The organism is Pseudomonas sp. UBA5706, assembly GCF_002419965.1.
In the GTDB taxonomy this organism is placed as follows: Bacteria; Pseudomonadota; Gammaproteobacteria; order Pseudomonadales; family Pseudomonadaceae; genus Aquipseudomonas.
Genome location: NZ_DIHC01000032.1, coordinates 64,076 through 91,056, shown reverse-complemented (window position 1 = coordinate 91,056; position 26,981 = coordinate 64,076). Strand labels below are relative to the sequence as shown.

The window sequence follows — 26,981 nt, the reverse complement described above, 5'->3', positions numbered from 1 at the left end:
GTGGGAATGATCAACACAGAAACGAGCGACATCTGCATCAACGTCCCAAATAAACCTCGATCACCCGCTCATCGGCCTGCACGTCCTCCAGCGACCCCTCGGCCAGTACGCTGCCCTGATGCAGCACGGTGACGTGGTCGGCGATGGTGCCGACGAAGCCCATGTCGTGCTCGACCACCATCAGCGAGTGCTTGCCCGCAAGGGTCTTGAACAGTTCGGCAGTGAACTCGGTCTCAGCGTCGGTCATGCCCGCTACAGGCTCATCGAGCAGCAATAATTGCGGGTCCTGGACCAGCAGCATGCCGATCTCCAGAAACTGCTTCTGGCCGTGCGATAACAGGCCGGCAGGGCGCGACATTGAGGCCGTCAAGCGAATGGTTTCCAACACTTCGTCGATGCGAGCACGCTGATCGCCGTTGAGTTTGGCCCGCAGGCTGGCCCATACCGATTTGTCGGTCTTTTGCGCCAACTCCAGGTTCTCGAACACGCTCAGCGCCTCGAACACCGTCGGTTTCTGAAACTTGCGGCCGATGCCCGCCTGTGCGATCTGCACTTCGCTCATCCGGGTCAGGTCCAGTGTCTCGCCGAACCAGGCGGTGCCGTGGCTGGGGCGCGTCTTGCCGGTGATCACGTCCATCAGCGTGGTCTTGCCCGCGCCATTGGGGCCGATGATGCAGCGCAGCTCGCCTACGCCGATATACAGGTTCAGGTCGTTGAGCGCCTTGAAACCGTCAAAGCTGACGCTGATGTTTTCCAGGGTCAGGATGGTGCCATGGCGAGTGTTCAGGCCTCGGCCTGCGACCTGTCCCAGGCCAATGGCGTCGCGGCTTGTACCGGCGTCGCTGTTAGGGTCCAGTGCCGGATCGAATGCGGGGGTGGGCGTACTTTTCATCGTTCGCCTCTGTTCTTGATCAAACCAATTACGCCTTTGGGCAGGTACAACGTCACCACAATGAACAGAGCGCCGAGGAAGAACAGCCAGTACTCGGGGAACGCCACGGTGAACCAGCTTTTCATGCCGTTCACCAGACCGGCGCCGAGCAGCGGGCCGATCAATGTGCCACGACCGCCCAGGGCTACCCAGACGGCGGCCTCGATGGAGTTGGTCGGCGACATTTCGCTGGGGTTGATAATCCCGACCTGCGGCACGTACAGCGCGCCCGCCAAACCGCACAACACCGCGCTCAAGACCCAGACGAACAGCTTGAATCCGCGCGGATCGTAGCCGCAGAACATCAATCGGTTTTCCGCATCACGCACCGCGGTCAGCACCCGACCGAACTTGCTGCATGCCAGACGCCAGCCCACGAAGAGGCTGCCCACCAGCAGGGCCACGGTCAGCAGGAACAGCACCGCGCGGGTGCCTTGGGAGGTGATGCTGTAGCCCAGAATGCTGCGAAAGTTGGTAAAGCCGTTGTTGCCACCAAAACCGGTTTCGTTGCGGAAGAACAGCAACATCCCGGCGAACGTCAGGGCTTGGGTCATGATCGAGAAATACACGCCTTTGATCCGCGAGCGGAAAGCGAAGAAGCCGAACACCAGCGCCAGCAGCCCCGGCGCCAGCACCACCAGGCACATGGCCCAGAGCAAATGCTCGGTGCCGACCCAGTACCACGGCAGTTCGGTCCACGACAGAAAGGTCATGAACGCCGGCAGGCTGTCACCCGAGGCTTGACGCATCAGGTACATGCCCATCGCATAACCGCCGAGGGCGAAGAACAGGCCGTGCCCCAGGGACAGCAGGCCGGCGTAGCCCCAGACCAGATCCAGCGCCAAGGCAACGATGGCGTAGCAGAGAATCTTGCCCACCAGCGTCAGGGTGTAGGCCGACACTTGCAGGCCGTTGCTCTCGGGCAACAGCGACAGCAGCGGCAGGGCGATCAGCAGGGCGAGGATGACCACGCCCACCGAGATCGTGACTTGAGTGCCAGCGCGTTGCGCGGCAGTGACCATCAATGGCTGGTTCATCAGTCGATCACCCGTCCTTTGAGCGCAAACAGCCCTTGCGGACGTTTCTGGATAAACAGAATGATCAGCGCCAGGATCAGGATCTTGCCCAGCACTGCGCCGATTTGCGGTTCGAGAAGCTTGTTGGCGATGCCCAGCCCAAAGGCTGCCATCACGCTACCGGCCAGTTGACCGACGCCGCCAAGCACCACCACCAGGAACGAGTCGATGATGTAGCTCTGCCCCAGGTCAGGTCCGACGTTACCGATCTGACTCAAGGCCACGCCGCCGAGCCCGGCTATGCCTGAACCGAGCCCGAAGGCCATCATGTCGATACGGCCTGTCGGCACACCGCAACAGGCGGCCATGCTGCGGTTCTGAGTGACGGCGCGCACGTTCAGGCCCAGGCGCGTTTTGTTCAACAGCAGCCAGGTCAGCACCACCACGAACAGCGCGAAGGCGATGATGATGATCCGGTTGTACGGCAGCACCAGATTGGGCAACACCTGGATCCCGCCGGACAGCCATGCGGGGTTGGCCACTTCGACGTTCTGCGCGCCGAACACCACACGGATCAACTGGATCAGCATCAGGCTGATGCCCCAGGTCGCGAGCAGGGTTTCCAGAGGGCGGCCATACAGGTGACGAATCACCGTGCGCTCCAATGCCATGCCGATGCAGGCCGTGACGAAGAACGCCACCGGCAGCGCGACAAGTGGATACAGCTCGATAGCACCCGGTGCATAGCGCTGGAACATGATCTGCACGACGTAGGTGGCGTATGCGCCGAGCATCAGCATCTCGCCATGGGCCATGTTGATGACGCCCAGCAGGCCGAAAGTGATCGCCAGGCCCAGCGCTGCCAGCAGCAGGATCGACCCCAGCGAAATGCCACTGAACACCTGACCGAGCACTTCTCCGATCATCAGCTTGCGCTTGACCTGAGCCAGGCTGGTCTCAGCCGCCAGGCGCACGGTCGGGTCGGTTTCGACGTTGGGTTCGAGCAGGTTTTCCAGGCGCGTGCGAGCCAGCGGGTCGCCCGTTTCACCGAGCAAACGTACGGCGGCCAGACGCACTGTCGGGCTGCTATCCACCAGTTGCAGATTGGCCAGCGCAAGGTTAAGCGCTGAGTGCACGGCGGCGTCTTGCTCGCTCGCCACTTGCTGCATGAGCAATGGCAGCTGAGCGGGGCGCGCGCTCTTTTGCAAGGTCAGCGCGGCTGTCAGGCGCAACTTGGCGTCGGCGGCGAGCAACTGATGGCTGGCAAGGGCGGTTTCCAGCAGACCGCGCAGACGGTTGTTCAGGCTGAGCGTTTCAGGCTCATCGGGGTTGGGGGCATCGGCCGATGAAGGCGCACCCGGATCGACCGGGGTGAAGGTGTCGCCATGCTGAATGAAGGCGCGATTGCTGCTGTCGCCAGCTACGCGGCCTTCCTGCAGGGCAACCAGCAATTCAATGCGCGCCGGGTCGGGCTTGGCCGCCCACGCTTCCAGTAACTCAGCGCGTTCAGATGATGGGGCCGCGACAAAGTCGCCGGCATCGCTGGCATGCGCTGTGAAGGGCAGCAACAGGCTCAGGGCGAGAATGAGACGATAAAGACTTCTGGGCATATCGGTGTCCTGAAAGCACCCGCATGACTTTGCCGCCATGCGCGGGTGCCGATCGTTCCTACGCTCTGCGTGGAAATGCATTCCCTGACGCTCGGCGTCATCCGGTCACGACCACGGAGCGTTCAAGGCACAGTTCCCACGCCGGGCATGGGAACCATCAGGGGCTGGTCTTAGTTACTTTTCACCGCGTAGTCAGGCTTCTTGTCGTTGCCTTCGATGAACGGGCTCCACGGCTGGGCGCGAATCGGCTCCTTGGTTTTCCACACTACGTTGAACTGGCCGTCAGCCTTGATCTCGCCGATCATCACTGGCTTGTGCAGGTGGTGGTTGGTCTTGTCCATTTCCAGGGTGAAGCCTGAGGGCGCGGCAAAGGTCTGGCCGGCCATGGCCTCGCGGACTTTATCCACATCGGTGGACTTGGCTTTCTCGACCGCCTGCGCCCACATGTGGATGCCGACGTAAGTCGCCTCCATCGGATCGTTGGTCACTGCCTTGTCCGCGTTCGGCAGGTTGTGCGCCTTGGCGTAGGCTTTCCAGTCAGCAACGAACTTGGTGTTGACCGGGTTCTTCACCGATTCGAAGTAGTTCCACGCCGCCAAGTTGCCCACCAGCGGCTTGGTGTCCACGCCACGCAGTTCTTCTTCGCCCACCGAGAACGCCACCACCGGAACGTCAGTGGCTTTCAAGCCCTGGTTACCCAGTTCCTTGTAAAACGGCACGTTGGAGTCGCCGTTGACGGTTGAGATCACAGCGGTCTTGCCGCCTGCGGAGAACTTCTTGATGTTGGCCACGATGGTTTGATAATCGCTATGGCCGAAGGGGGTGTACACCTCTTCGATGTCGCTGTCCTTCACGCCTTTGGAATGCAGGAACGCACGCAGAATCTTGTTGGTGGTGCGTGGGTAGACGTAGTCGGTGCCCAGCAGGAAGAAGCGCTTGGCCGCGCCGCCGTCTTCGCTCATCAGGTACTCGACAGCGGGTATCGCCTGCTGGTTAGGCGCTGCACCGGTGTAGAACACGTTCGGCGACATCTCCTCACCTTCGTACTGCACCGGGTAGAACAGCAGACCGTTGAGTTCTTCGAACACCGGCAGTACCGATTTACGCGACACCGAGGTCCAGCAACCGAACACCACTGCGACTTTATCCTGGGTGATCAGCTGGCGTGCCTTCTCGGCGAACAGCGGCCAGTTGGACGCCGGGTCGACCACCACGGCTTCCAGTTTTTTGCCGTCGACACCACCCTTGGCGTTGATCTCGTCGATGGTCATCAGCGCCATGTCTTTGAGTGAGGTCTCGGAAATGGCCATGGTGCCGGACAAAGAATGAAGAATCCCGACCTTGATTGTCTCGGCGGCCTGCGCGGTCCAGGTCAAACCCATAGCGGCGATCGATGCGGACAGGGTGAACGCTTTAAGCAAACTGCGACGCTTCATTGGCAAGCTCCATTCTTTGATTGTTCTGGCAGGTCCGCGCTTGGCGGTGCAGGGTCAAGGCTGCTTAGGCTTTAGCAAAGGCTGGGCCAAGGCTGAAAACGTTGCCAAATCGAATGAAAGCGTTGCGAGCGGGCTAGAGGGTGCACCAATCTGGGATGGTCAAGCATGGGTGGTGCGCAGGGTGCGCTGATCTGGTGCGACAAGCTGTCTAATGCGACAGGTTTTTGCGAGGGGGAGAAAGGAGACGGGGCCTGAAACCGGAAATGAGGAGGAATTCATCACTAAACCACCCAAAAAGGTTCCAGGCCCCGCAGGACGCAATCTAAGCTGTTGTCGCCGATTTGGCAAAGCGTGAAAAGGCTGTTCGATCAAGCAGCCATACCACCAGCATCGAAATCCCGACGAGCGGGAAGGCCAAGCCGAGTGCAATCATGACAACCGTTGCGATTTTCCAGCGTGGCAGGTCGTGCCGAAGCGGCGGCACGCCAAATCCGTTGTGTGGTCGGCGCTTCCACCAGATCACGATCCCGCTCACGGCGCTGAGCAGCACCATCAGGCAGATGAACAGGATCACCCACTGATTGAGCCAGCCAAACATCTTGCCTTCGTGCAGCATCACCCCCAGTTCGGTGGCTTTGGACACTGGGCTGTAATCGGCGTAACGCACATCGGCCAGCACCTTGCCGTTGTATTGATCGATGTGCAGCGTGGCGTCGTTGTGCGGATTGTCTGCGAACACCGATACCGTAAACACGCCGTCAGCGGTTTTCGGCTGAGTAATGCTGTAGCCAGGCTCGACCCTGCGCTCTCTGGCGATATCGACGACCCGCTGCAAAGTGATCGCAGGCGCGGCAGGTGCGCTGGACATCCCCGCGTGATGCATATGCTCGGCATGTTCGCCAGAGGACACCGGCATGGGTGTGTTCTCCATCGCCCAGGGCACGGTCTGCCCGCTGGCTGTGTTCAGTTCGCCTGCGTGTTTTTCAGACCTCGGCACGTCGTTCCACATTGCTGCCGGAAACGTATTCCATACATCCGCGTATGCCTTGCCCCACAGCCCGGTCCAGGTCATACCGCTCAGGAGCATGAACAGCAGCGCCACCGAGCCCCAGAAGCCGGTAACCGCGTGCAGGTCGCGCCACAATAGGCGTCCGCGAGCGGTGAAGCGTGGCCAGAGCACGCCGGCAGACGAACGCCCTCTCGGCCACCACAGGTACAACCCGGAAACCACCAGCACGATGCCCCAGCCGGCGGCCAACTCCACCAGACGATCACCGACAGTGCCTATCATCAGTTCACCGTGAAGCTCGCGAGCCATGGCTTGCAGGTTATTTTTCGCATCTTGAGTGCCGAGGACCTTGCCGCTGTAGGGGTCGATGAACAGGTTCACGTCACGACCGTCCTGGTTCACCACGAACTGTGCGCTGCTGTGCGCATTCGCAGGTGGCAGGTACTTGCTGATGAGCACATTGGGGTAGGCCTGCAAAACCCGCTGTTGCTGCGCGTCGGCGCTGAGCAGGTGATGCGCGGGCCTGACCGTCAGCAAGTCGCTGTACATCAGCGAATCGAGCTGCGGCTTGAACAGGTAAACGATGCCCGTCAGCGACAGGACGATCATGAATGGCGCGACGAACAGCCCGGCATAAAAATGCCAGCGCCACGCCAGGTTATAGAACGACACGTTGGGTTTAGACATGGTGAAACGCTCCCGTCAGGGATAAGCACGGCGCAGCACGCTGGCACCTCAGGGGCGGTCAGCGTGTACGAATCTTTTCAAGGTTCAGGCGACGGGGAAAAAGGGCGGGGCGCGGCTGCGGGCGTTGGGGAAGACATTGCGCTGAGCATGGCCCCGTTGCGGGGCTGCGTTGTAGAAGTCGGCAGGTGTCGGCGGCACAGGGGCCGCAACGGCCAAGGTTCGCGTCAGCGCCGGACAGCTGAAAAGCAGCGTACAGTAGCCGCACTTGGCCCAGAGCACGTGATCGACGCCTGCCGTTTGAACGGGGTCTGCGTGATGTCCGCTGTGGGCGTCGGTCGACATGTCCATAGGCGCCGACATGTCCATGCCCGTCGCCAGCGTGGCCTGCGGCGGGAAGCCCGCGTGATGCTCCATTGGCATCGACTGCGAAATCAGCGGGCCAATGAAGATCAGCAGCATGGCGAACAGGCTCAGCCACGCACCCTGCGTTCTGCGGGGAGCGGTGGCGGGGCTGCGTGTGGCGAACAGGCGGCTCAAGGGCTTCAGCGTTCAGGGTTCGGGTTAGAGGCTGTCAGTGGGCATGGGCGTCATCAGGTGCCTGTTTCAGCACCATGACCTGAACGGTCAGGTCACCGGCTTTCTCGAAATGAAGGGTCAGCGGGAAGGTCTGACCGGTTGTCAGTCTCGAGCGATCTTTCAGGTCCAGCAGCATGACGTGGTAGGCCATGGGCGCAAATGTCACTGTGCCGCCTGCTGGCACGTCCACGGTCTCGACCTGCTGCATCTTCATCAAGCCTTCTTTGGTCACGTGCTCATGCAGTTGAGCGGCACCAGCGATCGGGCTGTCGACGCTGATCAGCCGATCGGCCTGCGGCCTCTTGTTACTGATGATGAAATAGGCTGCAACCGTGGGTGCGTTTGGCGGCAGCTCCATCGACCAGGGCTGGGCAATGGCCAGTTGGCCGTTTTCATTCTCATGAGCTTCAACAAGGCAGACGGGCAGCAGCAGGGCAGCCAGCAACAGAATCTTCTTCAACATGGGTAGGAGTCTCCAGGCCATTCAGATGCGCAATGTGCAGCGTGAACGAACGATCAGACTCGGGGTGAGGCGCGGGGATTGAGGTTGGGCCACAGCACCCGCGCAGGTGCGTGAATGACCAGCACGGCATTGGGCAAGCGCAAGGGCTGAACGAACACGATGAAACCCGGCTGATTACCCGCCGGCACCGCCACCATCGACAGCACCCTGGAACAACACGGGCAATGCTGCATGAGGATAGCGTCGCTGCGATCAGGGGGGCGTTGATCCACCGGCGCGATGGTTGTCGCCGCCAGACGTGTCCCACCGCTGCTGCACAGGCTGCTCCAAACGAGTTGCTCACCCTGCGTACGCGGCATGGTCGGTGTCATGGGCATCACCAGCATGCCGAACAGCAGCGCAAAACACGCCACCCAGGCAAAGGCTCGGCGCCGCTCAAGGCTGATGATTTTCTTTTGTTGTTGGTTCATGTCGGCCATTTAGCCTGAATGGCCGGGAGATGTAAAAAGCTCCAATCCTTTCAACACCTCTCCCACACTCCAAAACTCCCGATCCACCCCCGCCAACACTGGCCGCTTCAAAACCAACATCGGCACTCCACGCTCGCGCGCCACTTCAAGCTTCGGCTCGGTCGCCGTGCTGCCGCTGTTCTTGCTGATCAGCACATCGATGCTGCGGCGCTCGAACAGTGCGCGTTCACCTTCAAGGTCGAAAGGACCGCGAGCACCGATGACTTCGCAGCGTTCGTTGCCGGGGGAGCTGTCGAGGGCACGGAGGGTCCAGAACTGATGCTCGGGGATCTCATGCAAATGTGCGAGCGGCTCGCGGCCCAGGGTGAACAACGGGCGCTTGAAGGGCACCAAGGCAATGATCAGTGCTGCCCAGTCCGCCACCTCGCGCCAGTCGTCGTGGGGACCGGCTTGCCATGCCGGGCGGCGTAAGGCCCAGCAAGGAACACCTGTCAGTTTCGCGGCGTTCGCGGCGTTTTGACTGATCCGAGCCGCGTAGGGATGGGTTGCATCGAGGATCAGACGGATGCCTTCGTCTCGCACGAACTGCGCCAGCCCTTCAGCGCCGCCGTATCCGCCAACGCGCACCTGACAGCGCAGATCGCTCGGCACTCGCCCGACGCCTGCCAGACTGTAGATATGGTGCGGCCCCAGCGTGCGGGCGATAACCAGCGCTTCGGTGATCCCGCCCAATAACAGCACGCGTTTGACTGTCCGCTGGCTCATTGAAACGCCCCCGCACGCCCGACAATGCCGCCTTGCCGGTCGATGGCGAACACCTCGACCTGCACTTGCGCAGGCACTACGCTGCGGGCGAAATTCAGGGCGTGCTGACACACCGCATCCCCCAACGCCACATTCACTGCCGCTGCCATCGCCAAGGCCTGCTGGCTGGTATTGGCCTCGCGAATCTTTCGCTGCAGATCGTCATCGGCCCCCACGTCCGCCGCCCACTGCGCCAGTTGTTCCAGGTTAATGCTGGAATGCCGACTGTGCAGGTCCATGTGCCCGGCCGCGAGCTTGCTGATCTTGCCGAACCCGCCGCACAGACTGAGTTTATCCACAGGCACTTTGCGCAGATGCTTGAGTACCGCGCCGACGAAATCACCCATCTCGATCAGCGCGATATCGGGCAGGTCGTACACCCGGCGCATGGTGTCCTCGCTGGCGTTGCCCGTACAGGCGGCGATGTGTTCATAGCCGTTGGTTTTGGCGACGTCGATGCCCTGATGAATCGAGGCAATGTAGGCCGCGCAGGAAAAGGGCCTGACAATGCCGCTGGTGCCTAAAATCGACAGTCCGCCAAGGATGCCCAGACGCGGGTTCATGGTCTTGAGCGCCAGCTCACCGCCGTTTTCCACGCAGACCGTGACTTCGAACCCGCCTGGGTAATCGAATTCAGTGGCAAGGTGCGTGAGGTGCTCGGTCATCATTCTGCGTGGCACCGGGTTGATCGCCGGCTCGCCGACGCCCAGCACCAGGCCGGGACGGGTGACGGTGCCGACCCCGGAGCCCGCGACGAACGTTACGCCCGGCGTGGCGGTTAAGCGGACGTGGGAATACAGCAGCGCGCCGTGGGTGACGTCGGGGTCATCGCCTGCATCCTTGATCGTTCCCGCTTGCGCACCGCCGTCGACAGCGCGACAGAACTCCAGGCGCATCTGCACCTGCCTGCCTTTGGGCAGCGTGATCTCGATTGCATCATTGACTTCATCCGCCAGCAACAAACGCGCTGCAGCGAGCGAGGTGGCCGTGGCGCAGCTGCCGGTCGTCAGTCCGCTACGCAAAGGCGCAGGTTGTTCGGCGGTTTCCTCGCGCATCAGGGCTTGATCGCTTCGAGCAGGGTGATCGGCAGCGCCTGACGCCACGTGTCGAAGGTGCCCAGCGGTTTGGCATGCGCGAGGTGGATGCGGGTCAGCTCGCCACCGTTTTGCTCGCGCCAGTTGACCAGCATCGCCTCGCTTTGCAGCGTGACCGCGTTGGCCACCATCCGACCGCCGGAGCGCAGCTGTTGCCAGCACGTGTCCAGTACACCGTCGAGGGTCACGCCGCCACCAATGAAAATCGCATCAGGTTGTTCAAGCCCTTCCAGAGCATCGGGTGCGCGTCCGCGAATCAGTTGCAGGCCCGGAACACCCAGCGCGTCGCGGTTGAATTCGATCAGGTGCTGGCGGTCTTCGTTGGCCTCGATCGCCAGGGCGCGACACGTGGGATGCGCGCGCATCCACTCAATACCGATAGAACCGCAGCCTGCGCCAACGTCCCATAGCAACTCGCCGGGCACCGGGGCCAGCCGGGCCAACGTGATGGCGCGCACATCGCGTTTGGTCAATTGGCCATCGTGACGAAATGCGTCGTCCGGCAAGCCGCCAAGCGGTGACAGACGCAAGGTGTCTGGCGCTGCCCAACAGTCAATCGCCACCAGATTCAGATCGGCGATTTCCGGGTCTGACCATTCATTGGCAATGCCATCAACCCGGCGTTCCGTCGCGCCTCCCAGATGTTCCAGCACCGTCATGGTGCTCGGGCCAAAACCGCGCTCGCGCAACAGTGCCGCAATGGCAGCGGGGCTCCTGCCGTCGTTGCTCAGGACCAACAGGCGCAGACCGTGATGCAGTTGTGCACTCAACGCAGCCACGGGCCGGGCGACCACCGACAATGTCAGCACATCCTGCAACGCCCAGCCCAGGCGTGCGGCGGCCAGCGAATAGGAAGAGGGCGCCGGGATCACGCGCATCTGCTCGATGGGCACTTGCCGTGACAAGCTCACCCCCACACCGAACAGCATCGGATCGCCACTGGCAATGACGCAAACCGGCTCGCCTCGCTGATCGAGCACAGGCTGTAGCGAAAACGGACTGGGCCAATAACGACGTTCGGCCTGAATGCACGGCGGCAGCAAATCGAGCTGACGCGCACTGCCATACACCTGACGTGCCTGTAGCAACGCGTGCCGGGCGCTCCTGCCCAGCCCCTTGTAACCGTCTTCACCGATTCCCACGACTGTCAGCCAAGGGGACATGTGTTTACCTCGACCCGATCAGTGGATAAAGGCGGCATGATACTGCGCTGTCGTGCTGCAAGCACGAAACGGAGGTGATTGTGGGCGTGGGTGTATTCGCGAAGGCAGCGTTGGAAGCGTAAGCCGGCTGACAGGGTGGCTATCGTGCGCCCAGATTTTCGGATCTTGTAGCGGTTCAGCACAGACTGACGAGACCTTCCGACAGACCGTGTTTTCATGGGCCGCGCCAAAGCAGGCATAATACGGCCCTCGCAGATCCCGGCATTTGCACTTCCCAGTTCGATCACGTCAGGTGAACCTTTGACCGAGCCGTCGTCCGCTCGTACGCCCACCACGCCTTTGCGCCCCTCGGCCTGTCCGGGGTTGTTGCGTATCGTCCCGGCGCTGGACGGTGGCATCTGCCGGATCAAGCTGCCGGGCGGGGTCATTACCGCCGCGCAGGCATCCGCCGTGGCCGAAGCTGCCGAGCGCTTTGCCGGTGGGGTGATCGAGGCGACCAACCGCGGCAATCTGCAGATCCGCGGGATCGGGACGGAGCACGATCAATTGATCGCGATGTTGCTCGACGCAGGACTGGGGCCGAAGAACCCGGCCAGCGATGATGTGCGCAATTTGATGATCAGTCCCACCGCAGGCATCGACCCGCTGCAACTGTTCGACGCCCGTGCGCTGGCAGCGCGGATCCTTCACTCACTGGAAACACACCCTCGCTTTCATGAGTTGTCCCCTAAATTCGCCCTGTCGCTGGATGCGGGCGAAGGCTTGGCGATGCTTGAGCACCCTCACGACTTGTGGCTGTCGGCGTTGCACGTGAATGGGGAGACGCTACTGGGGTTCGGCCTTACCGGTTGCCCTGCGACACACTCGCCGCTGGCGGCCGTAACTGTGGACGCAGGGCATGATCTGGTGGTGACGGTGCTGGAGCTGTTTCTCGAACATGCCCGTCCCGAACAAGCCCGCATGCGCCATCTGCTGCAGGAAATCCCCGCCTGGCAGTTCCTTGAGCGGTTGTCGAAACGTTTGCGGTATCCACTGCAAATTGATCAAAAAATCACCACATGGCGTCGCGGGCCGATTCAGCTAAATGCTCACATAGGACTTTATCCACAACGCCAGGCCGGTTTGATATCGGTCGGCGGTGTCGTGCCTTTGGGGCGGTTGAGTCCGTCCATGTTGCGCAGCGCTGCAGCGCTCTCGGTTGAATGGGGCGATGGCTCGCTGGCGATGACGCCTTGGCAGAGCCTGATGGTGCGCAATGTCAGCCGCGAGCGGGCCGGGTCTGCGCTGGAGGGGCTGCGCGGGGCAGGGCTGTTGTGCGATGCAGATCAGGCGCTCTCGCAGTTGATTGCCTGTACAGGCTCCGCCGCCTGCAGCAAAGGCCTGTCCGACACCAAGGCCGAAGCGCTGCAACTGGCCGCGTGCCTGCAACATGCGGGTGTAAACCAGGCCGTGCACCTGTCCGGCTGCAACCGGGCCTGCGCGGCTGCGCATGTGGCGCCTATCACGTTGCTGGCGGTTTCCGCTGGCCGCTATGACCTGTATTTTCGCGACGCAGCTCAGCCGGGATTCGGTGTGCTGCGTGGGCGTGACCTCACTATTGAAGCAGTCGGTGCGATGTTGACCGCCGACTCACGGAGCAACACCGATGATTGATTACATCCGCGACGGGCAGGAGATCTACCGCAACTCCTTCGCGATCATTCGTGCCGAAGCGCGGCTAGACACCATCCCGGCCGACCTGGAAAAGCTCGCCGTGCGCGTGATTCATGCCTGCGGCATGGTCGATGCGGTCGAGGGCCTGCGTTTCTCGCCCGGTGCCGGTACTGCGGGCCGTCAGGCCCTCGCAGCGGGCGCGCCGATTTTGTGTGATGCGCACATGGTGGCTGAAGGGGTGACCCGTGCGCGCCTGCCGGCCAACAATCAGGTGATCTGCACCCTGAAGAACGAAGGCGTCCCCGAGCTTGCTCGTGAGCTGGGCAACACCCGTTCCGCTGCGGCGCTGGAGCTGTGGCGCCCGTATCTGGAAGGCGCAGTGGTGGTCATCGGCAACGCGCCGACCGCGCTGTTCTACCTGCTGGAAATGATCGATGCCGGGGCGCCGAAACCGGCGTTGATCCTGGGTTTTCCGGTCGGCTTCGTCGGCGCTGCGGAGTCCAAGGACATGCTTGCCGCTGACAGCCGCGGCGTGCCCTACGTGATCATGCAGGGGCGTCGTGGCGGCAGCGCCATGGCCGCTGCTGCGGTCAACGCGCTCGCTACGGAGGTCGAATGATGCAGGCACGCGGTCGTCTGATCGGTCTGGGCGTCGGCCCCGGCGATCCTGAGCTGATCACCGTCAAGGCGCTGCGCCTGCTGCGCGAATCGCCGGTGGTGGCGTATTTCGTCGCCAGAGGCAAGAAGGGCAACGCGTTCGGCATCATCGAAGCGCACCTGCAAGAGGCTCAAACGCTGATGCCGCTGGTGTATCCGGTCACTACCGAAGCGCTGCCTGCGCCGATGTCGTACGAGCAGATCATCAGCGATTTTTACGACACCTCCAGCCTCGACGTCGCCGCCCATCTGGACGCCGGTCGGGATGTGGCAGTGATCTGCGAAGGCGACCCGTTTTTTTACGGCTCCTACATGTACCTGCATGATCGTCTGGCCGAGCGCTACGAAGCCGAAGTGGTGCCGGGAGTATGTTCGATGCTCGGCGGCGCTTCGGTGCTGGGCGCGCCTTTGGTGTATCGCAATCAAAGTCTGTCAGTGTTGTCGGGTGTGCTGTCGGCTGAAGAACTCAAGCGCAAACTGGTGGACGCCGATGCAGCGGTGATCATGAAGCTGGGCCGTAACCTGCCCAAGGTGCGTCAGGTATTAATGGACACCGGCCTTGCCGAACGTGCGCTGTACATCGAACGCGCCACCATGAGCAATCAGAAGATCGTGCCGCTGGCGGAAGTCGACCCGATGTCATCGCCGTATTTCTCGCTGATTATCGTTCCCGGCGAAAGGTGGCAAGGCTGATGGGCGCTACCCCTATTCAGGCTCCGGCCATCGTCATCCTCGGCAAAGGCGCGCTGAGCACCGCGCAGCGGATTCAACGGCTATTCCCGGACGCGCTGATTTACGGCCTGGCCGAGCGGGTGGAAGGCGCTGATCGCAGCTATACCGAGTTCGGCGCAACGTTGCGCAGCCTGTATCAGCAGGACACGCCGATTATCGCGCTGTGTGCGGCGGGGATTGTCATTCGCACGCTTGCGCCCGTGTTGCTGGAGAAGGGCGCCGAGCCGCCAGTGCTGGCGGTGGCCGAAGATGGCAGCGCCGTGGTGCCGTTACTGGGTGGGTTGGGCGGGGTCAACATCATGGCCCGGGAAATCGCGGCGGGCTTGAAGACCAATGGCGCCATCACCACCAGCGGCGAATTGCGTTTTGGCACCTGCCTGCTCAACCCACCATCCGGTTACGCCTTGGGCGATCTGGAGCTGGGCAAGCGTTTCGTATCCGATCTGCTGTCCGGCGAAACCGTGCGCATCGAAGGCGATGCGCCTTGGCTGGCCCAGGCTCAACTGCCAGAGGACGACCATGCGCAATTGGCGATTCATGTCGGCAACGCCGAGCGCGACCCTTCTGCCCACGAACTGCTGATCTATCCGCGCAACGTCCTCGTGGCCGTCGATGTGACTGTCGAGACGGTTGCACAGAGCCTCGCCGAAGCTGTGCGAGCGGCGCTGCACGATTCACGCATCGCCCTGCAATCGCTCGCCTGTCTGTTGGCCGGCGACACCCACATGGCCAACTCTGCCCTGCACGAGGCGGCGCAGGCATTGGCGGTGCCTGTGCGCTTCACCTCGTCGGCGGTCGCCCGCGACATGGCGCAGTGCGTATTGCCGCAACTGCTGCCGCCGATCACGCCACGCGAAGGCATCGCCATTGCCGTTGCGCCGCAGCCGCTGGAGGTCGGCCATATCGGTCGCGGACGTGGACGCCTGGCCGTGATCGGCCTGGGTCCCGGTGCTACGGAATTCATGATCCCAGCGGTCAAAACCGAGCTGGCGCGGGCCGATGACGTACTGGGTTACGAAACCTATGTGCGCATGGCCGGCCCGTTCCGTTCTGATCAGGTGCTGCATTGCACGGACAACCGCGAGGAAATGCAGCGTGCCCGCCACGCTTTCGAACTCGCAGCCCAAGGACGTTCCGTGGTGGTAGTGTCTTCGGGCGACCCCGGCGTTTTCGCCATGGCGGCAGCCGTGCTGGAGGCGCTGCACGAGTCCGACGATCCACACTGGCATTCGGTCGAGCTGCAAATCCTGCCGGGCGTCTCAGCTTCGCTGGCGACGGCCGCACAAGCGGGCGCCCCGCTGGGCCACGACTTTTGCGTGATGTCCCTGTCGGACAACCTCAAGCCTTGGGAGATCATTGAAAAGCGCCTGGACCTGGCCTGTCAGGCCGACCTCGCACTGGCGTTCTACAACCCGATTTCTCGCTCCCGCCCGTGGCAGCTGGGGCGTGCGCTGGAGATCGTGCGCCGGCACCGCACCCCTGAAACCCCGGTAACCCTGGGGCGCGATATCGGCCGCCCGGGACAGACCTTGCGCGTCATCACGCTGGGCGAGCTGAGCCCCGAACAGGTGGATATGCGCACCATGGTATTGGTCGGTTCCTCCACGACGTGCGTGTTTGCACGTGCGCAGGGCGGCCATTGGGTTTACACGCCGAGGTGGTACGGCGATAAGCCGTTGACCTGACTCCTTTCATCAGCCTGGCAACAAATACCCCTTGATGCCGGTAAAGATGATTTGTGCTGCCAGTGCGCAAACGAACAGGCCCATCAGGCGGCTGACGATCTGCAGCCCCTGATCGCCCAAAATGCGTTCGATGCTGTTGGACAAATAAAGCACCATCCCCACGGTAAAGCTGGCCAGGGCAATGCTGACTATGGCAGTCAGTTTGTCGTCCCAGTGGGGCTGGCTGACACCCATCACCAACAGCGCGCCGATGGTGCCTGGGCCGACCGTGATCGGGATGGTCAGCGGCACGATGGCCACATCCTGCTGCACGTTGTCGGTCTGCACGCCCGACTTGCCCTGCGCCATGCCCAGGGCCGAGATGAACAGCACGCTGCCCGCACCTATACGAAAGGCGTCGGCGGTAATGCCGAACACCCCGAAAATCACCCGCCCGAACAGGTACAGCAAGACACTGGAAACGAGCGTGGCGAAAGCAATCTTCCAGGCCAGATAACGGCGTTCCTTGCGCGAGTAGCCGCGACTCAGGCTGATGAAACACGACAGGACGAAGAACGGGCTATAAAGGACCAGCATCTTCAGATAAACGCTGAACAGCACATGAAGCATGGTTTAAGCTCGTCGCGGCAGACTCGGGAGGTGGGAAGTCTATCAGGGCGCCGTCGAGCAGGGCGGGTCAGTTTTGCTGATAGCGATCCTGGTCATCGCGCCGGAGGCCGATCTGTTGTTGGGCCCGTTGTTCGACCCAGTATTCGACCAGTTCGCGCAACTGCGACAGCTCGACGGGCTTGGACATGTGCCCGTCCATGCCCGACTGACGCGCGCGGTCCTTATGTTCGGCCAGGATATGCGCGGTCAATGCCACCACCGGCGTGCGAGACCGCTGATTGCCCACTTCCCAGGCGCGCAGCTGCTGGGTGGCCGAAAAACCGTCGAGAATCGGCATTTCGCAGTCCATCAGCACCAGATCGTAACGCTGGGCCTTCATCGCTTGCAGGGCTTGCTCACCATTGCTGGCGGTGTCTGGCTGCAAGTTGAGCTTGCCCAGCATGCCGCGAATCACTTTGGTGGAAATGCTGTTGTCTTCGGCGACCAGAATACGGAAGTCGCTGGGAACGTCCACTTCGCCGATGAGGGCCGAAGCCGAAGGCAGCGGCAGCTGACCTTTGTTACGCTGATTCAGTTCGTCAGCCAGCGTCGTCTTCAGGGTATAACCGGCCACGGGTTTGGCGAGAATCCGCTTGACCCCGGCATTACGTGCGATGACCTTGCTCGGCGCATTGCTGATGCCGGTGAGCATGATGAGCAGGATGTCGTGGTTCAGGCTGGGGTCTTCCTTGATCTTGGCCGCCAGCTGCATGCCGGTCATGCCGGGCATGTTCTGGTCCAGCAGGACGATGTCGAAATAATCACGCAGATGCGCCTTGGTGCGCAGCAGCGCCAGGGCTTCCTTGCCGGACGGCACCGCGCTGACATTCAGTCCCCAGGCACTGCATTGCTGGACCAGCACCTTGCGGCAGGTGTCATTGTCGTCCACCACCAGCACGCGCGCGCCCTTGAGCGGGCTGTCCAGATCCGACGGCGGCTGTTCCAGGCGTTCAGCGTCCAGCGGCAGGCTCAGCCACAGGGTACTGCCCTGATTGCTGCCACTCTGAATGCCGAATTCGCCCTTCATCAACAGGATCAGTTGCCGCGCGATGACCAGCCCCAGGTGACCCCCGACCTTGCTCGCCGCCAGGAAGTTCTTGCTGTGCAGTTCGGCATGCAGCAGGGCATCGCGCTCTTTGGCGGTCAGCGGGGTGCCGCTGTCCTGAACGGCAATGCGCAGCCGCGGTTTCCCACCTCGGGAGTCGAGCGCCACGACCAGCAGAATCTCGCCTTCGTCGGTCTTCTTTAGCGCGTTTTCCAGCAGGCTCAGCAGCGTCTGGCGCAGACGCGTGGGGTCGCCACTGATCACCCTTGGCACCTGAGGCTGGATGAAACTGATCAGTTCCACGCTTTGCTGTTCGGCCTTGGCCCTGAAGATATTCAGGCAGTCCTCGATCATCGCGTTGAGGTCGAACTGCACGTCGTCGAGCTCGATCTGCCCCGACTCAAGCTTGGTGATGTCGAGAATTTCGTTGATCAGGGTCAGCAGTTCATTGCCCGCGCTGTGAATGGTCTGCACGTAGTCACGTTGCTTGACCGACAGCGGCGTACCCAGCAGCAGTTCGGTCATGCCCAGAACGCCGTTCATGGGCGTACGGATTTCGTGGCTGATCTTGGCCAGAAACTCGGCTTTAGCGTTGATTTCTGCAGTGCTCGCGGCCAGTTCACGGCTGATGCTGAAGTTGTCTTCGGTAATGCTGCGATGGCGCTGGCTCAGGGCGATGCTCATCAGCAGCCCGCTCAGGCAGAACATGCCAAGTACGCCAATAGTCAGGGTCTGCGCGGCGACGGTCGTCAACCACAGCATCGCCGGCAGAATCACCAGGTTGCCGAGGTTGAACACGATCATCGCGATCACGAACGGTCGCGCCGGGCCGTAGCCCTTTTGCAGGTGATAGATCGATACCAGTGTGATGGTCAGGGTGGTGAGGGCCACCAGCAGGAACGTCAGGACGTTCAGCGGCAGGGTGTCGACGAACAACACCAGCAGGCCGCCAAAGCCGACGACCAGCAACACGCCCATCAACAGCCGATTGAGTGTCTCGGCGCCGCGCTGAACGAAGAAGCAGTAGGCGTACATCAGCCCGGTCGCCGCTGCCATCAGCAGTGCCAGGTGAGCGCTTGGGGTTTGCGCCAGATGCCAGCGCGGCAGCCAGGGTGCCGGCAGGTTCAGCAGCAACATTGTGCTGAGCCCAAGGCACGCTTCGCACGCTGCCAGCCACAGGCTGCTGACCGAGCGCGACTGCGCGTAACGGGTGATGTTCTGCACAATCAGCATGAACAGCGAGCCAAAAAACAGACCGAGCAGCAGGGGCCGACGCTCATCGGCGGCGCTGGCAACGGCTGATTCCAGTGAGATATTCGGGCGCAGCTCCTGTTCGGATTTGAGACGCAGGTACAGGTCCAGCGGCCGCTCGGCCCGCGGGACGGGCAACAGGAAGTCCACGGAGGGCAACGGCTGTGCGTCGCGCGGAACCTTATTGCCGGAGCGCGAGTGATTGATCAGCGTTTCACCGTCGAGCACATACAGGTCAGCGGTCGCAAGGTCCGGAGCGAAGATGCGTATCAGTTGTTCGTGATCGGTGGGGGCGAGGCGATAGTGCAGCCACAGGGCAGCGCTGCGATCGATGGCGCGAACCTGATCGAGTTCGACAGGGCTGAACTGGGAATCGTAGTGGTCGGAACGTATGTCGCTGAGTTGCAGGTTGGCCTGATCGTCGACGAGGTTCGACCATCCCGCACTGACCTCGGCGGATGCCGTGGGCACACAGAGCAGGGTCATCATGGCGATGATCGAACAAATGGCAATCCTGAGCCAGCGCACGGCGAAATCCCTTCGTGAATGAAGCCAGTTACTCTGGTGCGGCTCTGGATGATCGGACAGTGGCTGATGCTCAAGCGACTGTCCGTACCCAGACTTACTCCAGACGCTTGCCGCGTTCCCGGGCAATGGCACGATAGCCGATGTCCTTGCGGTAGAAACAGCCTTCCCAGTCAATCTTCGCGGCCAGTTCATACGCCTGTCTCTGCGCATCGCCGACAGTGTCCCCCAGTGCGGTCGCGCACAGAACACGACCACCGGAGGTCACCACCTGACCATCCTTCAATGCAGTACCTGCGTGGAACACCTTGCCCGACAACGCCGCAGCGGCGTCCAGGCCACTGATAGGGGCGTCCTTGGCGTAATCGCCAGGGTAGCCACCGGCAGCCAGCACGATGCCGAGGCTCGGGCGTGGGTCCCACTGGGCTTGCACTTTGTCCAGCGCCTGCGCCAGAGCGGCCTCGACCAGCAACACCAGGCTTGATTGCAGGCGCAACATCACCGGCTGGGTTTCCGGGTCACCGAAACGGCAATTGAACTCGATCACCTTCGGGTTGCCTGCCTTGTCGATCATCAGACCAGCATAGAGGAACCCGGTGTAAACGTTGCCTTCGTCTGCCATGCCTCTGACGGTCGGCCATATGACCTTATCCATCACGCGCTGATGCACGTCGGCGGTGACCACCGGGGCGGGGGAGTAAGCACCCATTCCACCGGTATTCGGGCCGTTGTCGCCGTCGCCCACACGTTTGTGATCCTGACTGGTAGCCATTGGCAGAACGTTCTTGCCGTCGACCATGACGATGAAGCTCGCCTCTTCGCCGTCCAGGAACTCTTCGATTACCACCCGGGAACCGGCATCACCGAATGTGTTGCCCTTGAGCATGTCGCACACGGCGTCTTCGGCATCTTGCAGGGTCATGGCGACGATCACGCCTTTGCCAGCGGCCAGGCCATCGGCCTTGATCACGATCGGAGCGCCTTTTTCGCGCAGATACGCCAACGCAGGTTCGATCTCGGTGAAGTTTTGGTAGTCGGCGGTCGGGATCTTGTGACGCGCCAGGAAATCCTTGGTGAACGCCTTGGAGCCTTCCAGTTGCGCGGCGCCCTTGGTGGGGCCGAAGCAATCCAGCCCGCGGGAGCGGAACAGGTCTACCACACCGGCGACCAGCGGCACTTCAGGCCCGACGATGGTCAGCGAGACGTTCTTCTCGGCGAAGTTAGCCAGTTGCTCCAGAGCCAGCACGTCGATGGCGACGTTCTCGCACTTGGCTTCGGTAGCGGTGCCGGCATTGCCCGGCGCAACGAAGACCTTCTGTACGCGCGGGTCCTGCGCGACTTTCCAGGCCAGGGCGTGTTCACGGCCACCGCTGCCGATGATGAGTACGTTCATTTCAAAAACCTCGATGACGCTAATTCTGTGGGTGACTCACTGATCGTTCCCATGCTCGGCGCGGGAATAAATATCTCTGCGTCCGAGCGACGCAGAGCGTCCCAGGCTACGTTCCCACGCAAGCATGGGAACGATCAAGCATTTGCCGCTGGGTTTTCGGATCGCTACGAGTGGGAATACCTGTGCAGGCGCTCCGCGTCCCCGGCTGAGTGCCCACGCCGAGCATGGGTACGATCAGTGCGGCCGTTGTCATGTCAGTGACGGAAGTGGCGCATGCCGGTAAAAACCATCGCGATACCCGCCTCGTCAGCCGCTGCAATCACTTCGTTGTCACGCATCGAGCCGCCTGGCTGGATCACCGCAGTGATGCCGACCTTCGCCGCATTGTCGATGCCGTCGCGGAACGGGAAGAAAGCGTCCGATGCCATCACCGCACCCTGTACCTGCAGACCTGCATGTTCAGCCTTGATCGCGGCGATGCGCGCCGAGTTTACACGGCTCATCTGGCCGGCACCGACCCCGATGGTCTGCCGGTTCTTGGCGTAGACGATTGCGTTGGACTTGACGTACTTGGCGACCTTCCAGGCGAAGATCAGGTCGTGGACTTCCTGCTCGCTCGGGGCGCGTTGGGTCACGACTTTAAGATCGTCCGCGGTGATCATGCCGATATCGCGGCTCTGCACCAGCAGGCCACCGTTGACACGCTTGTAGTCCCACGCCGGTGCGCGCTCGGCTGCCCACTGGCCGCTGGTCAGCAGGCGCACGTTGGCTTTGCCCGCAACGATGGCCTGAGCTTCGGCGCTGACGCTGGGGGCAATGATCACTTCAACGAACTGACGCTCGACGATCGCCTTGGCGGTCTCGGCGTCCAGTTCACGGTTGAAGGCGATGATGCCGCCGAAGGCCGACTCGCTGTCAGTGGCGTAGGCCAGTTCGTACGCCTGACGAATGCCGCCTTCAGCATCCGGGCTGACCGCGACGCCGCATGGGTTAGCGTGCTTGACGATGACGCAGGCCGGTTTGACGAAGCTCTTTACGCACTCCAGCGCGGCATCGGTATCGGCCACGTTGTTATAAGACAGTTCCTTGCCCTGCAGCTGGGTCGCGGTCGCGATGCCCACTTCGGCAGGTTTGGCTTCCACGTAGAACGCCGCGCTTTGGTGCGGGTTCTCGCCGTAGCGCATTTCCTGTGCCTTGATGAACTGGGTGTTGAAGGTGCGCGGGAACTGGCTGCGGCCTTCGGTGGAGAGGGTCTGCGCGCGCTGATCGACGCTGCCCAGGTAGTTGGCGATCATGCCGTCGTAGGCGGCAGTGTGTTCGAATGCCTTGAGCATCAGGTCGAAACGCTGGGCGTAGGTCAGACCGCCAGCCTTGAGGCTATCCAGCACTTGGCTGTAGTCGCTGGCGTTGACCACGATGGCCACGTCTTTGTGGTTTTTCGCAGCCGAACGGACCATGGTCGGACCGCCGATGTCGATGTTTTCGATGGCCGACGGCAGGTCGCAGCCGGGCTTGGAAACAGTGGCTTCAAAAGGGTAGAGGTTGACCGCGACCAGATCGATCGGCTTGATGCCGTGCTCGTTCATGATAGCGTCGTCGGTGCCGCGACGACCCAGGATGCCGCCGTGGATTTTGGGGTGCAGGGTCTTGACCCGGCCATCCATCATTTCCGCAAAACCGGTGTAATCCGCGACTTCTACCGCTGCGACGCCGTTGTCCTTGAGCAGCTTGAACGTGCCGCCGGTGGAGAGAATCTCCACGCCCAGGGCTTGGAGCTCACGGGCGAATTCAAGGATCCCGGTCTTGTCGGAAACGCTGATCAAGGCGCGGCGGATCGGCAGGCGGGTAGTCTGGTCGGTCATCTCAACTTCCATCAAAAGGTTCAGCAAAAAAAACGACCGCAGAAACTGAGGTCGCTTTGTTTGGGGATGCTTACAGCAGATCGTACTGCTTGAGTTTCTTGCGCAGCGTGCCGCGATTCAGGCCCAGCAATTCGGAGGCCTTGGTCTGGTTGCCCTTGACGTAGTTCATTACGCATTCGAGCAACGGAGCCTCGACTTCCGAGAGCACCAGGTTGTAGACATCAGTGACGGCAGCACCTTCCAGGTGGGCGAAATAATTGTGCAGCGCCTTTTCGACGCTTCCGCGCAGGGTCTGGCCCTCTTCGCTCGGCGTGTTGAGGTGCTGTTTCAAATTGACGTTGTCGCTCACGGGTGTTGTTCCACTCACTAAAGTCTCTGTCATCATCGTCATGCGGCCACCTCTTGTTCGTTCCCTGCTTCCGGGCTTTTATCGCGTTCGGCAAAGAATTCCCGAACGTTGGCGCACTGTGCTTCCGTATCTTCCAAACGATTGAAGTGGGCGCGAAACTCCCTGGCGCCCGGCAAGGTTGCGAGATACCAGCCAACGTGTTTGCGGGCGATCCGCACGCCCATCACGTCACCATAGAACGTGTGGAGCGCGGCCAGATGCTCTAGCAGAATGCGTTCCACTTCACCCAGCGCCAGCGCGGGAAGTGTTTCCCCGGTGCGCAGGTAGTGTTCTATCTCGCGAAAAATCCAGGGCCGCCCTTGGGCGGCCCGGCCAATCAACAGCCCGTCGGCACCCGTCGCGTCGAGGACGTGCCGGGCTTTTTCCGGTGAATCAATGTCGCCATTGGCAAACACCGGAATCGACACCGCCTGTTTTATTGCGGCGATCGTGTCGTATTCGGCTTCGCCGGTGTAAAGGTCCGCTCGTGTTCGACCATGCACCGCCAGCGCCTGAATACCCGCTTGCTCGGCGATTCTGGCGACTGTCAGGCCATTCTTGTTCGCCCGGTCCCAGCCGGTGCGAATCTTCAGGGTGACCGGTACCTCGACTGCCGCAACCACCGCGTGCAGGATTTCGGTCACCAACTGCTCATCTTTCAACAGCGCAGAACCAGCAGCCTTGTTGCAGACCTTTTTCGCCGGACAGCCCATGTTGATGTCGATGATCTGCGCACCCAGTTCGACATTGGCGCGTGCCGCATCCGCAAGCATCTGCGGATCTCCACCGGCGATCTGTACCGAGCGTGGCTCGGGATCACCTTCGTGAATCATGCGAAGCCGCGATTTGCGGCTGTTCCACAGGCTCATGTCACTGGTGACCATTTCCGAGACCACCAGGCCCGCGCCGAGTTGGCGACAGAGCTGCCGGAAGGGCTGGTCGGTGACGCCCGCCATGGGGGCGAGGATCAAGCCGTTTTGCAATGTATAAGGGCCGATGCGTACCGCCGACATAGGGTGACCTGTTGTGGGGCCGAATCACGAAGCCTGGTCCGAAATGTGCTTTGGCAGCAAATCAGACGGGACCCAGAGTATGAAAAAGGGTGGGCATGATACCCGCTCTCGGTGACTGGATAAAGGCTGAATTGGATAAAATCTGAACAGTTACTTTCTTGTCGCAAACCGTGACGTACGCGCTCACATCGTCATGAAACCGTCGCCAGCTTTCCGCTGGCGCGTGCTGCATTTCAGTGCGCTTGAGGAGCGTCAGGGCACATTAAGCCCCGGTGGGGCGGCGACAGGGTTACTCCGGCGAGCGGAAGCTGAGACTGTAGTTCACGGCCTTTGGACCTGGGTCGAGAATATCCAGCGCAATGTGAATCGGTGTCTGCGGTGGCATTTCGTCCTTGCCGGCCAGTTCTCCGCTTAAGTACTCACCGGGCTTGAACCGACGACTGGCGATCAACTGACCGTTGGTATCGGCAAAACGCAGTTCGAGCAACGGGAATGGCTGGGAAAACGAGGCTCGGTTGTAGATGATCGCGTCGACCACCAGAGCCCCCTGAAACTCAGGATGGCTGCGTACTACCAGATTGCTGCTTTTGAGCAGGTTGATGTCGACTTTCGACGGCACCTTGCAGCCCACTTGTGGGCAGATGTCCTGAAACCAGGAACGGTATTGATCCTGTCGCGCCAGTTCGTCGAAGTGATACCAGACGTACTGACCCGCCAGGCCGAGCAGCGCTATCAGCGCCAGCAGCATCCAGAGAATGCGGCGGCCCCAGCGCGGCTTGGGTTTCTGCCAGGCGAGCTGCAATGGGTCGTCGGTCAGGTCAAGCAGCGCCGCGTCGCGCAGTGCGGGTTCGTTGCGCCCGCGCTTGCCATCGGCCCTGGGCGGCTCGTCTTGCGCGTTATCATCATTTTCGTGCCGGTGGCGGCGATCAAAATCATCCTCGTCGTCGAGCGCCGAAAAATGTTGGGACGCGGACCGCTCTTGAGCTTCGACATCGGTGCGTATGCGCTCTGTGCGCGTCGGCTCGTCGTCCGGATCAACAGGTGACCTGGAGAACGATGGTTCGGCGCGATGGTCGTCCTGGTCGATTTCATCGCGGCCCAGGGGCTCGATCAGTGAGTCGGGTTCATGATGCTCGTCATGCTCCTCGATGACTTCTGCGCGCAGCTCTGGCAACTGGTTAACGTCGTCGCGGCTTAGGCCGTGATCCCAGTTTTCAGCGCCTACCTCAGGCTCGTCGCGACGCGCGCTGAAAGACTCGACTTCATCGTGGTCACCGGTGTGGCTAGCGCGGCCAAAGGATTCGGGCAGCTGGATTTCCCGTTGTTCGAGCCGGGCGAGTTCGACATCGAGATCGTCCAGGTCGAGGCTGTCCAGATCGACCGCGCGATCTGCATGCCTGATCGGCAATGGTGCCGGTTGCGCGATCACGACCGACTGCGGTGCAAGCACCTCGACCCTTGGGGCAGGCTCGGGGGGCGCAGGGGGTGTGGCCAGCGCCTCGTCACCCTTGGCCGCGGCGCTTTGTTCCAATAGCTGTTTCGCGGCATTGAACACTTGCAGGCAGGAGCCGCAACGAACCATGCCTCGCGCGACGCTCAGTTGAGCGTGGCTGACGCGGAAACTGGTCTGGCAGTGCGGGCACTGAGTGACGAAACTGTCGGTCATGCGGGTATCCGAGGGTTAACGAGCGCCTAAAGGTAGCTGATCGATGGCTTTCAGCGGCGACGACCGGTGATCCGCACCCAGCCGTCACGGTTGGCGATCGGGTCCAGGTCGAAGGCATCGGCGTAGGCGCCCGCGACTTCTTCGCCCTGCTCGGCAAGAATGCCGGATAACGCCAGGCGTCCGCCGGGCTTGACCAGGTTTGCCAACTGAGGCGCCAGCGAAACCAGAGGGCCAGCCAGGATATTAGCCACCAAAATGTCGGCTGGCTCTTTAGGCAGGTCTTCGGGCAGATAAAGAGGGAATTTCTCGGCCGGGACATTGTTGCGCCCGGCATTGTCGCGGGAGGCTTCCAGTGCCTGCACGTCAATGTCGGTGCCTACCGCATGCCGGGCCCCGAGCAGCAGCGCGGCAATGGCGAGGATGCCCGAACCGCACCCGAAATCCAGCACCTGGCAATCGCCAAGGTCCTGACCGTCCAGCCATTCCAGGCACAGCGCGGTGGTCGGGTGAGTGCCGGTGCCGAATGCCAGCCCCGGATCGAGCAGCAGATTGACCGCGTCTGGCTGTGGCGCGGCATGCCAGCTCGGCACGATCCACAGGCGTTGACCGAAACGCATCGGCTGGAAGTTGTCCATCCAGCTGCGCTCCCAGTCCTGATCTTCGATGATCTCGTGGGTGTGTTCAGGCAATTGCGCGCCGGTCAGCAGCGTGAGATGCGCCAGTACTTGCTCGGCGTTCGTGTCGGCCTCGAACAGAGCAAGCAAGTGAGTGTGCGACCACAGTGGCGTGGTGTTCAGTTCCGGTTCGAAGATGGGCTGGTCTTCAGCGTCCATGAAGGTCACGGACACCGCGCCGACTTCAAGAAGCGCGTCTTCGTAGGTTTCGGCTTGTTCCGGGCTGATGGCGAGACGGACTTGCAGCCAAGGCATGGCGGATTACCTTCGAATGAAAAAATGACAGGCGGCACGCTGCCGCGAAAGACCGGCAAGTTTACGGGGTTCGCAGACAAACAACAAAGAGGATGAGGGATCTGGTGTTCGCTTTCGATTCTGCCTGCAGGGTGTGAGAACGGCGTTGCCTGCGATTGGCGTGAGGCGGCATCAGGATCGGCAATGAGGCCTGTCAGCTTATTGCGTCAGTTGACTTTCCTGTCACTTCTCGCCAGATCGCGAGCAAGCAGTGCCCCGACGCCCGTCGGGCAAAA

The 26,981-nt window shown here is 61.6% G+C and carries 23 protein-coding genes; 4 read left to right on the top strand and 19 right to left on the bottom strand.

Going from position 1 to position 26,981, the window contains the following annotated elements; all coding sequences use genetic code 11:
• Window positions 1–37: 37 nt before the first annotated feature.
• The 11 genes from urtD to cbiE form a co-directional block, all read right to left on the bottom strand.
• Window positions 38–892 (bottom strand): urea ABC transporter ATP-binding protein UrtD, encoded by an 855-nt coding sequence (gene urtD, locus B3I26_RS15275; protein WP_296258757.1) that lies wholly within the window; start codon window positions 890–892, stop codon window positions 38–40.
• A complete protein-coding gene (urtC, locus tag B3I26_RS15270) occupies window positions 889–1,968 on the bottom strand; it encodes an urea ABC transporter permease subunit UrtC (RefSeq protein ID WP_296258755.1) in 1,080 nt (359 codons plus the stop codon). The genes urtD and urtC overlap by 4 nt, the downstream gene beginning before the upstream one ends.
• Window positions 1,968–3,557: an urea ABC transporter permease subunit UrtB gene (urtB, locus tag B3I26_RS15265; RefSeq protein ID WP_296258752.1), complete on the bottom strand. Its 1,590-nt coding sequence runs from the start codon at window positions 3,555–3,557 to the stop codon at window positions 1,968–1,970. Before urtB ends, urtC begins: the two co-directional genes overlap by 1 nt.
• Window positions 3,558–3,727: 170 nt before the next feature.
• Entirely contained in the window at window positions 3,728–4,993 is a 1,266-nt protein-coding gene (gene urtA, locus B3I26_RS15260) for an urea ABC transporter substrate-binding protein (RefSeq protein WP_296258750.1), read from the bottom strand.
• A 322-nt stretch (window positions 4,994–5,315) separates the two neighbouring features.
• Entirely contained in the window at window positions 5,316–6,689 is a 1,374-nt protein-coding gene (locus B3I26_RS15255) for a PepSY-associated TM helix domain-containing protein (protein ID WP_296258748.1), read from the bottom strand.
• Window positions 6,690–6,773: 84 nt separating this feature from the next.
• The gene (locus tag B3I26_RS15250; RefSeq protein ID WP_409522065.1) at window positions 6,774–7,217 is read right to left on the bottom strand and encodes a DUF2946 domain-containing protein; all 444 of its coding nucleotides are present in this window, start codon (window positions 7,215–7,217) and stop codon (window positions 6,774–6,776) included.
• 43 nt (window positions 7,218–7,260) lie between these two features.
• Window positions 7,261–7,728: a copper chaperone PCu(A)C gene (locus B3I26_RS15245; protein WP_296258745.1), complete on the bottom strand. Its 468-nt coding sequence runs from the start codon at window positions 7,726–7,728 to the stop codon at window positions 7,261–7,263.
• 53 nt (window positions 7,729–7,781) lie between these two features.
• On the bottom strand, window positions 7,782–8,198 hold the full coding sequence (locus tag B3I26_RS15240) for a DUF2946 domain-containing protein (RefSeq protein WP_296258743.1): 417 nt from the start codon (window positions 8,196–8,198) through the stop codon (window positions 7,782–7,784).
• Window positions 8,199–8,207: 9 nt separating this feature from the next.
• Window positions 8,208–8,963 (bottom strand): cobalt-precorrin-6A reductase, encoded by a 756-nt coding sequence (locus B3I26_RS15235; protein ID WP_296258741.1) that lies wholly within the window; start codon window positions 8,961–8,963, stop codon window positions 8,208–8,210.
• Window positions 8,960–10,057, bottom strand: coding sequence for a cobalt-precorrin-5B (C(1))-methyltransferase (locus tag B3I26_RS15230; RefSeq protein ID WP_296258739.1), 1,098 nt, complete (start codon window positions 10,055–10,057; stop codon window positions 8,960–8,962). The genes B3I26_RS15235 and B3I26_RS15230 overlap by 4 nt, the downstream gene beginning before the upstream one ends.
• Complete coding sequence (gene cbiE, locus B3I26_RS15225) at window positions 10,057–11,259, bottom strand: precorrin-6y C5,15-methyltransferase (decarboxylating) subunit CbiE (RefSeq protein WP_296258738.1); 1,203 nt, start codon at window positions 11,257–11,259, stop codon at window positions 10,057–10,059. Before cbiE ends, B3I26_RS15230 begins: the two co-directional genes overlap by 1 nt.
• A gap of 300 nt (window positions 11,260–11,559) precedes the next feature.
• Here cbiE and cobG point away from each other — a divergent pair, with 300 nt between their 5' ends.
• The 4 genes from cobG to cobJ are packed head-to-tail and all read left to right on the top strand — an operon-like array spanning window position 11,560 to window position 15,986.
• Window positions 11,560–12,912 (top strand): precorrin-3B synthase, encoded by a 1,353-nt coding sequence (gene cobG, locus B3I26_RS15220; RefSeq protein ID WP_296258737.1) that lies wholly within the window; start codon window positions 11,560–11,562, stop codon window positions 12,910–12,912.
• Complete coding sequence (locus B3I26_RS15215) at window positions 12,905–13,531, top strand: precorrin-8X methylmutase (RefSeq protein ID WP_296258735.1); 627 nt, start codon at window positions 12,905–12,907, stop codon at window positions 13,529–13,531. Before cobG ends, B3I26_RS15215 begins: the two co-directional genes overlap by 8 nt.
• Window positions 13,528–14,262 carry a precorrin-2 C(20)-methyltransferase gene (locus B3I26_RS15210; RefSeq protein ID WP_409522064.1) on the top strand — a complete coding sequence of 245 codons (735 nt, stop codon included), beginning with the start codon at window positions 13,528–13,530 and terminating at the stop codon, window positions 14,260–14,262. The genes B3I26_RS15215 and B3I26_RS15210 overlap by 4 nt, the downstream gene beginning before the upstream one ends.
• Complete coding sequence (gene cobJ, locus B3I26_RS15205; RefSeq protein ID WP_296258733.1) at window positions 14,262–15,986, top strand: precorrin-3B C(17)-methyltransferase; 1,725 nt, start codon at window positions 14,262–14,264, stop codon at window positions 15,984–15,986. The genes B3I26_RS15210 and cobJ overlap by 1 nt, the downstream gene beginning before the upstream one ends.
• Before the next feature lie 9 nt (window positions 15,987–15,995).
• On the opposite strand, the gene B3I26_RS15200 is transcribed toward cobJ, so the two are convergent.
• From B3I26_RS15200 to prmA, 8 genes are all read right to left on the bottom strand, one after another.
• The gene (locus tag B3I26_RS15200; protein ID WP_296258731.1) at window positions 15,996–16,595 is read right to left on the bottom strand and encodes a MarC family protein; all 600 of its coding nucleotides are present in this window, start codon (window positions 16,593–16,595) and stop codon (window positions 15,996–15,998) included.
• A gap of 67 nt (window positions 16,596–16,662) precedes the next feature.
• Complete coding sequence (locus tag B3I26_RS15195) at window positions 16,663–19,458, bottom strand: hybrid sensor histidine kinase/response regulator (RefSeq protein WP_296258729.1); 2,796 nt, start codon at window positions 19,456–19,458, stop codon at window positions 16,663–16,665.
• A 94-nt stretch (window positions 19,459–19,552) separates the two neighbouring features.
• Window positions 19,553–20,848 carry a phosphoribosylamine--glycine ligase gene (purD, locus tag B3I26_RS15190; RefSeq protein WP_296258728.1) on the bottom strand — a complete coding sequence of 432 codons (1,296 nt, stop codon included), beginning with the start codon at window positions 20,846–20,848 and terminating at the stop codon, window positions 19,553–19,555.
• A 254-nt stretch (window positions 20,849–21,102) separates the two neighbouring features.
• Window positions 21,103–22,710 carry a bifunctional phosphoribosylaminoimidazolecarboxamide formyltransferase/IMP cyclohydrolase gene (purH, locus tag B3I26_RS15185; protein WP_296258726.1) on the bottom strand — a complete coding sequence of 536 codons (1,608 nt, stop codon included), beginning with the start codon at window positions 22,708–22,710 and terminating at the stop codon, window positions 21,103–21,105.
• Between the two features lie 70 nt (window positions 22,711–22,780).
• Window positions 22,781–23,101: a DNA-binding transcriptional regulator Fis gene (fis, locus tag B3I26_RS15180; RefSeq protein WP_007907419.1), complete on the bottom strand. Its 321-nt coding sequence runs from the start codon at window positions 23,099–23,101 to the stop codon at window positions 22,781–22,783.
• Entirely contained in the window at window positions 23,098–24,111 is a 1,014-nt protein-coding gene (gene dusB, locus B3I26_RS15175) for a tRNA dihydrouridine synthase DusB (protein ID WP_296258712.1), read from the bottom strand. Before dusB ends, fis begins: the two co-directional genes overlap by 4 nt.
• 289 nt (window positions 24,112–24,400) lie before the next feature.
• The gene (locus B3I26_RS15170; protein WP_296258710.1) at window positions 24,401–25,777 is read right to left on the bottom strand and encodes a DUF3426 domain-containing protein; all 1,377 of its coding nucleotides are present in this window, start codon (window positions 25,775–25,777) and stop codon (window positions 24,401–24,403) included.
• Between the two features lie 50 nt (window positions 25,778–25,827).
• Complete coding sequence (gene prmA / locus B3I26_RS15165; protein WP_296258708.1) at window positions 25,828–26,706, bottom strand: 50S ribosomal protein L11 methyltransferase; 879 nt, start codon at window positions 26,704–26,706, stop codon at window positions 25,828–25,830.
• Window positions 26,707–26,981 lie beyond the last annotated feature (275 nt).